General features: G+C 51.5%; 12 protein-coding genes and 1 riboswitch. Of the genes, 3 read left to right on the top strand and 9 right to left on the bottom strand.

Features of this window, described 5'->3' with window-relative positions:
- Positions 1–32 precede the first annotated feature (32 nt).
- The 7 genes from KP22_RS08675 to cysZ all read right to left on the bottom strand — a co-directional run bounded on the left by KP22_RS08675 (position 33) and on the right by cysZ (position 8,611).
- On the bottom strand, positions 33–1,985 hold the full coding sequence (locus KP22_RS08675) for a MacB family efflux pump subunit (RefSeq protein ID WP_039323745.1): 1,953 nt from the start codon (positions 1,983–1,985) through the stop codon (positions 33–35).
- Positions 1,986–1,988: 3 nt separating this feature from the next.
- The gene (locus tag KP22_RS08670; protein ID WP_039323739.1) at positions 1,989–3,185 is read right to left on the bottom strand and encodes an efflux RND transporter periplasmic adaptor subunit; all 1,197 of its coding nucleotides are present in this window, start codon (positions 3,183–3,185) and stop codon (positions 1,989–1,991) included.
- A gap of 329 nt (positions 3,186–3,514) precedes the next feature.
- Positions 3,515–4,024, bottom strand: a complete 510-nt coding sequence (gene crr / locus KP22_RS08665) for a PTS glucose transporter subunit IIA (protein ID WP_010284368.1) — start codon at positions 4,022–4,024, stop codon at positions 3,515–3,517.
- A 149-nt stretch (positions 4,025–4,173) separates the two neighbouring features.
- Entirely contained in the window at positions 4,174–5,901 is a 1,728-nt protein-coding gene (gene ptsI, locus KP22_RS08660) for a phosphoenolpyruvate-protein phosphotransferase PtsI (protein WP_039303706.1), read from the bottom strand.
- 45 nt (positions 5,902–5,946) lie between these two features.
- Complete coding sequence (gene ptsH, locus KP22_RS08655; protein ID WP_039303709.1) at positions 5,947–6,204, bottom strand: phosphocarrier protein Hpr; 258 nt, start codon at positions 6,202–6,204, stop codon at positions 5,947–5,949.
- Between the two features lie 454 nt (positions 6,205–6,658).
- Positions 6,659–7,627: a cysteine synthase A gene (gene cysK, locus KP22_RS08650; protein ID WP_039303712.1), complete on the bottom strand. Its 969-nt coding sequence runs from the start codon at positions 7,625–7,627 to the stop codon at positions 6,659–6,661.
- 162 nt (positions 7,628–7,789) lie between these two features.
- On the bottom strand, positions 7,790–8,611 hold the full coding sequence (cysZ, locus tag KP22_RS08645; protein ID WP_197061562.1) for a sulfate transporter CysZ: 822 nt from the start codon (positions 8,609–8,611) through the stop codon (positions 7,790–7,792).
- 224 nt (positions 8,612–8,835) lie between these two features.
- Here cysZ and zipA point away from each other — a divergent pair, with 224 nt between their 5' ends.
- Complete coding sequence (gene zipA / locus KP22_RS08640; RefSeq protein ID WP_209428697.1) at positions 8,836–9,834, top strand: cell division protein ZipA; 999 nt, start codon at positions 8,836–8,838, stop codon at positions 9,832–9,834.
- 133 nt (positions 9,835–9,967) lie between these two features.
- On the top strand, positions 9,968–11,221 hold the full coding sequence (gene yjeH, locus KP22_RS08635) for an L-methionine/branched-chain amino acid transporter (RefSeq protein WP_039303718.1): 1,254 nt from the start codon (positions 9,968–9,970) through the stop codon (positions 11,219–11,221).
- Positions 11,222–11,331: 110 nt separating this feature from the next.
- On the opposite strand, the gene ubiK is transcribed toward yjeH, so the two are convergent.
- Positions 11,332–11,625 (bottom strand): ubiquinone biosynthesis accessory factor UbiK, encoded by a 294-nt coding sequence (gene ubiK / locus KP22_RS08630; protein WP_039303720.1) that lies wholly within the window; start codon positions 11,623–11,625, stop codon positions 11,332–11,334.
- A 186-nt stretch (positions 11,626–11,811) separates the two neighbouring features.
- Positions 11,812–12,011: riboswitch (FMN riboswitch) on the top strand.
- Positions 12,012–12,138: 127 nt separating this feature from the next.
- Here ubiK and ribB point away from each other — a divergent pair.
- Positions 12,139–12,792: a 3,4-dihydroxy-2-butanone-4-phosphate synthase gene (gene ribB, locus KP22_RS08625; RefSeq protein WP_010284392.1), complete on the top strand. Its 654-nt coding sequence runs from the start codon at positions 12,139–12,141 to the stop codon at positions 12,790–12,792.
- Positions 12,793–12,866: 74 nt separating this feature from the next.
- Here ribB and tehB read toward each other — a convergent pair whose 3' ends face one another.
- Positions 12,867–13,727, bottom strand: coding sequence for an SAM-dependent methyltransferase TehB (gene tehB / locus KP22_RS08620; protein WP_039323736.1), 861 nt, complete (start codon positions 13,725–13,727; stop codon positions 12,867–12,869).
- Positions 13,728–13,804: the final 77 nt, after the last annotated feature.

Raw genomic sequence — 13,804 nt, 5'->3', positions numbered from 1 at the left:
TACTCGAATTATTTAGAGTATCCTTAGAGTGGTTATTCCCGCTCCAACGCGTGAATCGGCTCCATCCGTGCCGCACGACGGGCGGGGAAGAAGCCAAAGATAATACCGATCAGGCTGGAGCACAGGAACGCGGCAATAATCGATGAACTGGAATAGATCATCGAAAAATTGCTGCTGAGCTGTGCGAATAGCACGCCGATAGCCAACGACAGCGCCACGCCGGCAATACCGCCGAACAGACAAACCAGCACGGCTTCGATAAGAAATTGCTGCATGATGTCGCTGGTACGTGCGCCGACCGCCATACGAACGCCGATCTCTCGGGTTCGCTCCGTGACTGATACCAACATGATATTCATCACGCCGATACCGCCGACCAGCAGCGAAATCAGGGCAATCATCGAAACCAGTAGCGTGAGTGTGGTGGTGGTTTTCTCGATCATTTGACGGATGCTATCGGTGTTCATGATAAAGAAATCTTTCGTACCGTGCCGCTGCATCAGCAGGTCGGTAATCCTCTGCTCTGCGATGCTCATATCAATATTGTCTTTCACCCGCACCGTGATGCTTTTCAGGTAGGACTGCCCGACCATACGTTTCATCACCGTAGTGTACGGCACCCAGACGTTCAGGTTTTCATCGCTGCCGAAGCCGCCCTGATTCTTGCTGACGACCCCAATAATTCGAACGGGCAACGAGCCCAGCAAAATCACCTGACCAATGGGATCTTCGCCGTGGGGAAAGAGCTTATCGAGCGTGTTTTTATCAATCACCGCGTCCTGCGTCAGCTCATCGACACTGCTACGAGAGAAAAGCACGCCACGTTCCAACGTATAACCACGTACGGTGAAGAATTGTTCGCCAACCCCAGAAATGCTGGCGGAAACGGCAATGTTACCGTAGCGCATCGTTACGCTGGTGGAGACAGAGGGCGTCACGCTATGCACGTAGGGTTGCTGCGTCAGTGGCTGAATATCGCTGGCACGCAGCGTCTGGATAGCACTGGCATCCATGTCGCCGAAACCTTTGCCGGGGAAGATCTCCAGCGTGCTGGTGCCCATCGAGTTGATATCGGCCAGCACCTGCTCCTGTGAACCTTTTCCCAGTGCGACCACTGAAACGACGGATGCGATACCAATGATAATACCGAGCATGGTCAGAAAGGTGCGCATCCGCTGGGCATTCATCGCCAGCAGCGCCATTTTAAACGCGTCAATAAAGCGGTCTTTGAACTGATTCAGCGCAGAGGTTGCCGGAGAGCTTGCCGTTTCTGGTAACGGTGCAGTGGCTTCTTCGGGGCGCGTCTGTCTATCGGCAATCACTTCGCCATCGCGCAGTTCGATGATGCGCTGTGCATGTTCAGCAATCGTCATATCGTGTGTGACGATCACGACCGTATTGCCCTGTCTGTGCAGGTCGCGAAGTATGCTTAGAACTTCATTACCGCTGTGGGTGTCCAGCGCACCGGTCGGTTCATCCGCCAGAATGATGCCGCCAGCGTTCATCAACGCCCGCGCAATACTCACTCGCTGCTGCTGGCCGCCGGAAAGCTGGCTGGGTCGATAGTGGAGGCGATTTTCCAGCCCCAGCCGAGTCAGTAGATCTGCCGCCCGTTGACGTCGCGCCAGTCGGCTCTTTCCAGCATAAATCGCGGGTACTTCGACATTCCCTAGCGCGGTCAGATCGCCGAGCAGATGATAGCGCTGGAAAATAAAACCGAAATGTTCGCGGCGCAGTTCGGCGAGCTGGTCGTTATCCAGTTCACCAACGGCGCGTCCTGCTACCTGATAATCGCCCGCTGATGGTTTATCCAGGCAGCCGAGAATATTCATCAGCGTAGATTTTCCCGACCCGGATGCGCCGACAATCGCCACCATTTCGCCCTGATTGATGGTGAGGTTGATGTCCTTGAGGACGGTAACGTCTTGTTCGCCGTTGGAAAAGCGTCGCGTAATGCCAGTCAGCTTAAGTATGGATGTTGACATGCGTTACATCCCCATCGGCGAGCCGGAATGCGTGGAGGCTGCATCGGCGGATGTCTGGCTGACAACCACCTGTTCACCGACACTAAGCCCTGAACGGATCTGGGTACGCACGTTATCGTTGAGGCCAAGCGTCACCAGACGGGATTCAACCTTCTTATTCGCGTTCACGACCTGCACATACCACATGCCATTGCGCAAGGTGAGTGCGGTCGCGGGAACGACGATGGCATTTTTCACCGATGACAACAGAATATAGACCTGAGCCGTCATGGAAATACGCAATACGCCGTCGGGATTTTTCACATCGAACTGACCGTTGTAATAGATTGCGGTACTGGATGATGAACTGGAACTGTTGGTGCTGGATGACGTCGTGGTAGTGTCCGTGTTGATGGAGTCGGGCGCGGGCTCAATCGAACTCAGCGTGGCTTCGTAGCGTTTATTCGGTTCGCCCAGAATGCTGAACCAGACTGGCATACCGGTTTTTACCTTGACGACGTCGGCTTCTGAGATTTTGACTTTGATGGTCATGGTGTCCAAATTGGCGACCTTGGCGATGGTTGGCGTCGTCTGGATCGCGTTCACCGTTTGGCCTGCTTCAACCGGAATCGCGACGACGGTGCCATCCATCGGTGAGCGAATCTGCGTATATCCCAGATTAACCTTGGCGGTGTTGACGGTGATCTGCGCCTGAACGATTTGGGCATCTAGCGCGTCGATATTAGCTCTGGTCGCATCGAGTGTCGCTTTCGCACTATCGTAATCGGCCTGTACGCCAACGCTGCGCTTCATCAGCATTTGCTGACGCTGCCAGCTTAATTCGTTATTACGCAGTTCCGCCAGTTTGGCGGCACGCTGAGCCTGAACGTTTTTTAGCGCGGCTTCGCCATTCTTTAACGTGTCCTGCTGGGTGAGGTCATCAATCTCGGCGATCAATTGCCCTTTTTGTACTTTATCGCCGAGTTTGACATGCAGCGCTTTGATTTGCCCTGACGCTTGTGCACCGACGCTGACCTGCTTCTGCGCTTCAATTTCTCCGTCGGCGAGTACCGTCTGTTCGAGATCCGCAATCTCTGTGGCGGCAGTGAGCGCATTGGGTGCTGGCGATGGCTTGTTGAAAATCAGGTGAATAAGTACGGCAGTGACGATAAGACCAATGGCGATGGTCGTACGGCGGCGTGTAAAAAATCGTGATTGCATCAGGGGAGGTCGTCCTTAATTCATACATTTTAACGGGAGTAAATGACGCAGGTGGGTAATTTACCCCGAGTTCGTAAAGGTAGCGGTAATCTTTATTGAAAGAAATGGTAAGGATTAAGTAAATCTGGCTGCGGATATTCGCGTCAGGCCTGAGAATTCAGCATCTATGCCCGATTAATGAGGATATGAATATCTTGCTGGTCGATGACGACGTAGAACTAGCTTGGCGATATGCTCCGTGCGTGCCGCGCTGGAAAGCCTGAAACGAAAACGGCACCATCCGGGTGCCGTCTCGTGCAAACGTAGTAAACCATCCGTAGAGTGGCGGCTTACTTTTTGATACGGATAACCGGCGTTTCACCGACAACAACCGTACCACTCAGTTTGGTCAATTCCTTGATTTCATCCATGTTGGAAATAACCACTGGTGTCAGAGTAGACTTCGCTTTCTCTTCCAGCAGAGCCAGGTCAAACTCGATAACGAGATCGCCTTTCTTCACGCGCTGGCCTTCTTCGGCGATGCGCTTGAAGCCTTCGCCTTTCAATTCAACGGTATCAATACCAAAGTGCACAAACAGCTCAATGCCGCTGTCAGACTCAATGGAAAACGCATGGTTGGTTTCAAAAATTTTACCGATGGTGCCGTCTACCGGTGCGACAATCTTGTTGCCAGTTGGTTTGATGGCAATGCCGTCGCCGACGATTTTTTCTGCAAACACGACATCAGGAACATCTTCAATATTGACGATTTCACCAGACAGCGGGGCAATGATTTCGATGCTGCCAGTGTCTTTTTTATCGTCAGAAACCAGAGATTTCAATTTATCGAACAAACCCATGATTCTCTCCTAAGCATTAATATTGGGCCAGCGTATACCCTAATCTTTCAAGTCATTGTGGCATTGGCTTTCTTCGCTACCCCGACTGCAACGGTATTGCCTGTCGGGGGTGCTGATTGCCACCTTGAAACCTATTAGGTAAAGCAGAATCAGCAGAGCGTTTTTTCTTTAATAAAGCGGCTCACCAGATTGCTTAACTCTTGTGCTGTCGGTTGGGCTAGTGCTTGCTCCGCCAGCGCCTTCGCATCTTCGTAATTCGCATTACGGATGATTTTCTTGATGCTCGGGATAGAGATCGCACTCATGCTGAATTCGTCCAGCCCCATTCCCAATAACAGTAGTGTAGCACGTTCATCACCGGCGAGCTCACCGCACATCCCTGTCCACTTACCTTCGGCGTGAGACGCGTCGATGACCTGCTTAATCAGCGTCAGGACGGCTGGGGACATCGGATTATAGAGATGAGAAATCAGCTCATTACCGCGATCAACTGCCAGAGTATACTGGGTTAAGTCATTTGTCCCAATACTAAAGAAGTCGACTTCTTTGGCTAAATGTGGCGCGATGGCGGCGGCGGCAGGTGTTTCAACCATTACGCCGACCTCAATGCTTTCGTCGAAGGCCTTACTTTCTTCTCTCAACTGCGCTTTCAGCATCTCCAGTTCGGCTTTCAGCTCACGAACTTCTTCCACGGAGATGATCATTGGGAACATGATACGCAGTTTGCCAAAACTGGATGCGCGCAGAATGGCACGCAACTGAGCATGCAGGATTTCTTTACGATCCAGACAGATACGGATAGCACGCCAGCCAAGGAACGGGTTCTCTTCCTTCGGCAGGTTCATGTAAGGCAGGTCTTTGTCACCGCCGATATCCATCGTTCGGACGATTACCGCCTGAGCGCCAACGGCTTCGGCAACAGCCTTGTACGCCTGGAACTGCTCTTCCTCAGTAGGCAGTGAGTCACGATCCATGAACAGGAATTCGGTACGATACAGGCCGACACCTTCTGCACCGTTACGCTCCGCACCTGCGACATCACGCACAGTACCGATGTTGGCACAGACTTCAACCTGATGACCGTCTAGCGTGACGGCCGGCAGATCTTTCAGCTTGGCCAGCTCATACTTTTCAGCGTTGTATTGCTGCTGAACCGCTTTTAATTCTTCAATTTTATCCGCAGTCGGATTCTGATAGATCTGGTTGTTTACCGCATCCAGAATCAGATAGTCGCCATTTTTGACCTGACGGGTCGCATCGGTCGTGCCGACGATCGCAGGCAGTTCAAGAGAGCGGGCCATTATGGAGGTGTGAGACGTGCGGCCACCGATATCGGTAATGAAGCCCAGTACTTTGTCCAGATTCAACTGCGCGGTTTCTGACGGCGTCAGATCCGTTGCGACCAGAATAACTTCATCCTGAATATCGCCCAGATCGACGATGGTCATATTGAGAATGTTGCGTAGCAAACGCTTCCCAATATCACGCATGTCCGCAGCGCGTTCTTTCAGATATTCATCATCAAGCTCTTCCAGTGCTTTAGCCTGGTTTTCGATGACGGAAAACGCTGCGGCGTCGGCAGAAGCATGTTCATCTTTAATCAGGGCTATGATTTCCTGCTCGAACTCTTCATCTTCCAGCAGCATGATGTGCCCTTCGAAGATGGCTTCTTTCTCTGCGCCCAGCGTCTCGCCCGCTTTCTTCTTGATAGCTTCCAATTGTGCGGATGCTTTGGAACGGCCAGTCAGAAAACGTTCAATTTCCTGCTCGACCTGATCCGCAGAGATTTTTTTCCGGTTGATGAGAATTTCATCTTCTTTCAGTAACAGTGCCTTACCAAAAGCAATACCCGGTGATACTAATATGCCTGAAATCATAACCCTACCTTACTCGATTCTGGTGTTCACTAAAAAACTCGTCGGTTAATCGAGCTCAGCCATCAGCTTGACCAGGTGTTCAACCGCTTTTTGTTCGTCTTCGCCTTCCGCAGCGATAGTAACCACAGTTCCCTGTGTTAAGCCAAGTGTTTGTAATTTGAACAGGCTCTTGGCGCTGGCGTTCTTGCCATTGGACGTCACGGTGATTTCTGAAGTGAAGCCTTTGGCTTCTTTGACGAACTGAGCAGCGGGACGAGTGTGCAGGCCATTCGGTGCGGTGATAGTCACTTCTTGCTGGAACATGCTTTTTTCCCCAACTTATGGATTAGATTAATGTTGTGGAACTAAAGTTTAGCTGATTCACTGAACTTTAGCCTGTTTGGTTAGCTCCTGATTATGTTACAGGGGCAGACCACGATGCGACAAGAAAACCGTCAAACGTATTTCCTGGATAAAATACCATCAAACACCGCAGATTCCGCTACCCATTATCTTAGCCTCAGTCGCAAAACGGCGATGTGGGCTATCGTGCGCAGGGAACAAACCGTTGTGCGCAGGACAAAAACAATGTGATGGGGTGTGGTGTTTGTCGGATATTAATTTCACGCATCAAAATAATTGTTCGGTTAAATACTAAACCTGATGCAGAAAAGCAATCCGTATGTGGTGAAAAGTTTGAAGTGTGCCACAAAAAAGCACCTAAATAGGTGCTTTTTTAACACATTGGTCACTTCTTGTCCGAGTGACGGCCTGTTGCTTATTGTTGCAGTTCCTGCTCGGTGAACAGGTCGGCAAAGAGTGCGGTACTGAGGTAACGTTCGCCGGAAGAGGGCAGGATAACGACGATAGTTTTACCGTCGAACTCTTTCTCTTTGAGCAAATTCAGCGCTGCGGCAACGGCGGCACCAGAAGAAATACCCGCCAGAATGCCTTCTTCTTCCATCAAACGGCGTGCGGTGCTGATCGCTTCTTCGTTCGTGATTTTCTCTACGCGGTCAATCAGTTTCAGATCCAGATTACCGGGAATGAAGCCTGCGCCGATGCCCTGAATCTTGTGCGGACCTGGTTTAAGTTCTTCACCTGCCAGCGCTTGAGAGATCACCGGTGAATCGGTCGGTTCAACCGCTACGCTGATGATAGCTTTGCCTTTGGTATTTTTGAGGTAGCGGCTCACGCCAGTCAGCGTACCGCCTGTACCGACGCCAGAGATAAAGACATCAACCTGACCGTCAGTATCTTCCCAGATTTCAGGACCCGTGGTCTTTTCGTGAATCTCTGGGTTAGCTGGGTTGCTGAACTGCTGCAACAGCAGGTAACGGCTCGGATCGCTAGCGACAATCTCTTCTGCTTTGGCGATCGCCCCTTTCATGCCTTTTGCACCTTCGGTCAGCACCAGATTAGCACCCAGCGCTTTCAGCAGTTTACGACGCTCGATACTCATGGTTTCCGGCATGGTGAGCGTGAGCTTGTAGCCGCGAGCCGCCGCGACGTAGGCCAGCGCAATCCCTGTGTTCCCGCTGGTAGGTTCAACCAGTTCGATGCCCGGTTTGAGAACGCCACGCTTTTCTGCATCCCAAATCAGGTTGGAACCGATACGGCATTTTACGCTAAAGCTGGGGTTGCGGGATTCCACTTTAGCCAGAATGCGTCCGTTGCCGATACGGTTCAGGCGAACCAGCGGCGTATGGCCGATTGTGAAAGAATTGTCTTCGTAGATCTTGCTCATAGCCTGTCCTTATAACTGTATGAAATTTTTGCGAACGTAGAGAGAATACCCGTTCACACTTTTCAGTGAAGTAAAGAATTGCTATATCGTTATGTTCTTAAGAAATATCTTTTCATTACAACAGAAAGCACTGGCAGAGATGAGCCAGTGCGCATGGTCTTTTTATGGCGCTTTTTTAGGCAATGTTGTCGACAGACTCCGATAACGATCCACCCACAACTGCGTTGCGCCACATACCGCGACGGGCATGATGACCAGATTCAAAAAAGGCACCAGCGTGAACAGGCTGATCAATGCGCCAAACTGCATATTAGCGACTTTGTGGCGGCGCAATGCTTGTCGCATCGTCGCAAAGCTCACTTTATGGTTGTCAAAAGGATAATCGCAGTACTGGATCGCCAACATCCACGCACTGAACAGGAACCACAGAACCGGAGCGACCGTCTGCCCGATGCCGGGGATGAAATAGAGAAGTAACAGCACAATGGCGCGCGGCAGGTAGTATGCCAATTTTTGAACCTCGCGCTTCATGATGCGTGGGACGTCTTTGGCGATACCCAGTATGCCGCTGTCCGGCAGCGTTTGACCGGTTAATTTTGCTTCCAACTGCTCCGCCAGCAAGCCGTTAAACGGTGCAGCAATAAAATTGGCGATGGTGCTAAATAGGTAGCTGAATACCAGCAAAATGGAGAGTACGGCGAGTGGCCAAATGAGGTAGCTGAGCCATTGAAGCCAGCTTGGAATGTGTCCCATGATCTGGGGAATCCAGCCATTCAGCTTGGTAAAAAGCCACCAAAAAGCGCCGCCCATCAGCACGATATTCATGAGTAAAGGAAGAATAACGAAACGCCGGATGCCCGGCAGTGAGATCAGGCGCCATCCGGCAAGAAAATAGTGTATGCCGCTGCGAGTCTGTTCTGCGGTGCCATAAGACGTTTTTTCGAAAGACGATGGTTTTTCCGAAGACGGTTTTTCCGAAGACATAGTGCCGATATACTCAGTCATTTGTTTGTTAGGGCATCATATCGGGATGATCTTATGCTGACCAGCCCGCACTTGGATGAAAAAGCAGCAAAAAAGTGCGTTGTATCTATCTTTATTGTCATAAAGTACCGTGCAGGCTTGCACTTGTGTACTCAGGCAAATAGAGTTAGTAGTATAAGTATTTGCCGTGGTGGCAATGTATTGTTAGAACAATTGGGATAGCAATGATGCAGGACTTGCGTCTGATATTAATCGTTGTTGGCGCGATCGCTATAATAGCGCTTTTACTGCACGGCTTGTGGACCAGCCGTAAAGAGCGCTCGTCCCTTTTTCGTGACCGCCCAGTTAAACGTGCAAAGAAAGTGCGTGATGAAACACCGCTTGACGATCTGGATGAAGGCGTTGGCGAAGTTCGCGTGAAGGGCGCTCGGCCGCAGCAAAATGAGCCTTCATTTGGCAGCGCTTCACTTGATAACACTTCATTTGATGATTACGGCAGTGCGGGCGAAGACGCTCGTTCAGAGGTGAATCGGCCGTTCGAGCACCTGTCTCCAGTTTCGGCTTACGATCCGTTACTGGATGAAGCTACTCCTGTGGATTCTCCGCGCTCTCAGGTGCGCGGTGATGCCAATCCGCAGGTTGTCGACCCCAGACAAACCCCGACTCCTGAGCCGAGCATTAGTGCTCCTCGTGAACCGTTTGCATATGATTCCACGCCGTCGCAGCCTGTCGCGCATTCCCTGCATGAAAAAGTTCAGCCTGCGCCCGTACAGCCTCAGCAACCCGTTGAGCCCGTAGCAGCAAAAGAAGCGGTTCTGGTGCTGCATGTCGTGGCGCATCAGGGCGGTGTCATCGGCGGTGAACTGCTGTTACAAAGCCTGCTTCAGGCTGGTTTCCAGTTTGGTCAAATGAATATTTTCCATCGCCATGTGAACCCCGCTGGCGCAGGGCCGGTGTTGTTCAGTCTGGCGAATATGGTCAAACCCGGTTCGTTCAATGTAGATGCGATGTCCGAATTCTCGACGCCCGGCGTGTCCATTTTCATGATGGTGCCGGCTTATGGTGACGCCAGCCAAAACTTTAAACTGATGCTACAGTCTGCGCAGCGTATTGCTGACGATGTTGGCGGTGTGGTGCAGGACGATGAGCGCCGGATGATGACGCCGCAGAAGGTTGAATCCTACAAAGCGCGTATTCGCGATGTGCTGAAAGCCAACGCCTGATAGCCTCATGCATGTGAAAACCGTCGGTGAGAAAAGCCTCCGTTAATGGAGGCTTTTTTTATTCTCCTATCAGACCATGATTCTTCGATCCGACATTGATGTAGAGTAGAAAGGCAAGAAAAGGTGAAACGTTGTGAGTGAAGCAAAAGGATTAAAACAAGAGCTTGGCCTGATTCAGGGCGTTGGGCTGCTTTCTACTTCGCTATTGGGGACTGGGGTTTTTGCGGTTCCTGCGCTGGTCGCGCAACTGGCACAGCAAGACAGCCTGTGGGCATGGCCGATATTGATCCTGTTTGTCTTTCCTATCGCAATCGGTTTTGCTGCGTTGGGGCAACATTTTCCTAATGCGGGCGGTGCCGCACATTTTGTTAATCTGGCCTTTGGGCCGCGCATGGCGCGTGTGACTGGCTGGCTATTCCTTTCCGTTATTCCTCTAGGCCTGCCTGCTGCCTTGCAGATTGCTGCGGGCTTCTGGCAGGCGGCATTTGGCTGGAGTGATTTGGGGCTGCTCTGCGTGCAACTGCTGACGCTGGGCGCTATCTGGCTGCTTGGCCTACGCAGTGCTGGGTCCAGCGCCAACATTCAGATCGTTATTGCGATGTTGGTTGTAGGGCTGGTTGCTGCAATTTGGTGGCAGGGGGGTATCACGCCCGCGCATATTCCCTGGCCGTCGGTGAGTGAACTGTCATGGTCGAACACTTTCGGCGCGCTGGCTGTCATGTTCTGGTGCTTCGTTGGCCTTGAAGCTTTTGCTCATATGGCGACGGAATTTCGGGAGCCAGAGCGGGATTTTCCACGGGCTTTACTCATCGGCATGCTGGTTGCTGGCGCAGTTTATTGGGGATGCACGGTGGCCGTATTGCATTTTAAGGCTTACGGAGAAGGCATTGCCGCAACGGCATCACTGCCGGGTATCGTTGTGCTGCTGTTTGGTCAGCATGCGCTATGGATCGCCTGCTTTGTCGGCTATCTGGCCTGCTTTGCTGGCGTGAACATCTACACGCAGGGATTCGCTCGTTTGGTCTGGTCGCAGGCACCGAAAGGCAGTGCGCTGGCGAAGCTGTCCGTAGGGCAGGCACCTGTGAATGCGTTATCGATGGTTGTTGCCTGCTGTCTGGTGTGCTGCCTGCTGATTTACTGGCTCAGATTACCGCTGGATATGCTGATTGTGTACGCGAACGGCATCTTTGTGCTGATTTATTTGCTGTGTATGTTGGCAGGATGGCGTTTGCTGAAAGGGCGCGCCAGAGTGATGGCGGCAATGGGAGGCCTGCTCTGCTGTGCGCTGTTGCTGATGATCGGCTGGAAATCGCTGTACGCGTTAATCATGCTGGCCGTACTGTGGTTGTTCCTGCCGCGCAAGTCGGTTGAACTGGTTTCTCACTGAGTCGTTTCTTCTGAATTCTCTGGCGTGAGTCGGCGTTTCGGAGGATTGCCGGCGTTGCGATGTAGGGAATTGAGCAACGCCCTGAGCAGGGCGTTGCATCGCGATGATGATTAGTCGTTCTCCGGCGCTATTTCCTGCACTACGGCTGGCTTTTCTTCCGTAGACAATTTCGCTTCCAGCTCGGTCAGGCGCTGTTCCAGGCGTGCAACCTTCTCGCGCGTGCGGAGCAGAACCTGCGTCTGAATATCGAATTCTTCACGGTTTACCAAATCCAGTCGTGTCAGCTGTGCTTGCAAGACCTGCCGAATCTTTTTCTCCACATCATCGCCCAATTCCCGGATACCTTTTGGCATGGACTCATGCACTTGACGGGCGATTTGCTCAATCTTCTTTGGGTCAATCATGTCGCTTTCCTGATTAGGTTATTTAAGTAAATACTATAGCAAGAGCAAGTGTAATGCCTATAAACGAAATCCGACATCGGCTTTGCACATATTCAGCATAATTTTACTGTAATCCAGCATACGTTTTGCCTTATTTCCTGCGGCGGGGCAATTGCCCTATCGAGGTATTAGCGTTATAGTAAACCCGCTTATTCTCAGGGCGGGGTGTAATTCCCCACCGGCGGTAAACCAGTGAACGTATGAACGAATAAGGTTCTGTGCACTGGAAGCCCGCGAGCGCTCACGCTGTGTTTTCCGATATTACTCGTCGGTTTCGCAACATGAGGTCAGCAGACCCGGTGTAATTCCGGGGCCGACGGTTAAAGTCCGGATGGGAGAGAGTAACGGTATCTGTCGGGTTATATGCCCGCTCGCGTTATTTTTGTTAGCCATTGCTATGCAACCAGTAGTAGTGGTTACTCCTCAAGCTCGCCCTGATTCTGGTAATCCATAATAACATTGAGGTTTTTTACCATGAATCAGACATTACTTTCTGAATTTGGCAATCCTACCGAACGCGTAGAACGCGCACTTGATGCATTGCGTCATGGTCGTGGCGTGCTGGTACTGGATGATGAAGATCGTGAAAACGAAGGTGACATGATCTTTTCCGCTGAAAATATGACCGTTGAACAAATGGCGCTGACGATTCGTCACGGTAGTGGCATAGTGTGCCTGTGCCTGACGGAAGAGCGTCGCCAGCAGTTGGAATTGCCGATGATGGTGGAGAAAAACTCCAGCCATTATCAAACGGCGTTCACTGTGACGATCGAAGCCGCTGAAGGCGTGACGACAGGTGTTTCTGCTGCCGACCGTTTGACCACCATTCGTGCCGCGATTGCGGATAACGCCAAGCCGAGCGATCTGAATCGCCCTGGTCACGTATTCCCGCTGCGCGCCCAACCGGGTGGCGTGTTAACGCGCGGTGGTCACACTGAAGCGACGGTCGATCTGATGACGCTGGCCGGTTTGAAGCCGTCTGGCGTACTGTGTGAACTGACGAACGATGACGGCTCAATGGCGCACGCGCCGGAAGTGATCACGTTTGCCAAGCAGCACGACATGCCGGTGCTGACGATTGAAGATCTAGTCGCTTACCGCATAGCAGCAGAGCGCAAAGCGAGCTGATTCAAGCAGATAGAGAACCAAAAAGGGCCGATTAATCGGCCCTTTCGTATTTTATGATTTATATTTTTAACGGCTTAGGGCTTTCTTGCCAGCAGCGTAGCGAAACGCAGCTTGATGCGATTACCCTGCGCATCTGTCTTGTGTAGTTCGCCCATGTCCTCGTTATATTTGAGGATCTCCCAATCGGCGTAATAGTTCTTCAACTCGTCTTCTTTAAAGGTAAACGAGAAGGGCATTGGACACGGACAATCTTCCGTCGACATCGCCGCGATAATCAGATTGTAGCCACCATCAACGGTGCTGTTTTGTATATTGCTGATGATGTGTGGAATACGGTCGCGTTCCAGGAACATCAATACGACGGTCGACAGGATGAAGTCGTACTGCTCTTTGATTTCTGCCAGATTGATGTTGTAAACGCCCGCCCGGATGTTATCCAGTGCTTCGCTCTTGATGATGTTATTCAGCGAATCAATGCTTTGCTCGTGTTTATCACAGGCGGTCACGTCAAACCCGCGCAGGTTCAGATACAGCGCGTTACGCCCGCCCCCGCAGCCTAAATCCAGCGTTTTACCCGGTTTGATGTGCTGTACTGCGTTGATTACTTCGGAATGGGTTCGCGTCAGGCCGTATTTTTTATGGTAGAAATCTTCCGCCGAACAGAAAAAGCTAAGCTGACATTCCAGATCGTCAGAGAACGAGACGATGCGGTGCCACGCCTGTGGCTCCACAAACGGCGGCTGGTTCTGCTCAGAGAACTGGAATGTCTCCAGCGTATCGCCATCCTCAGTCAGCATGGAAAAGGTCATTTCTCCCTTCAACACGGTCAGTTTTGCCCAGGTGCCTTCTTGTGTGTTGTGCTTTTCCTGAAACGCGGCAGGCAGCGTCTGGCTGTTCCACTGTGGCATCTTCTTATAACAAATGAGATCTTGCATCGTTACCTCGGTCCGTAAATTCAACAATCTATAGCCGTATTCTATTAATCCGCACGCGGGCTTACCAGAAATATGTA

It is taken from the genome of Pectobacterium betavasculorum, from assembly GCF_000749845.1.
GTDB lineage: Bacteria > Pseudomonadota > Gammaproteobacteria > Enterobacterales > Enterobacteriaceae > Pectobacterium > Pectobacterium betavasculorum.
This window is presented reverse-complemented; position numbering and strand designations above follow the sequence as displayed.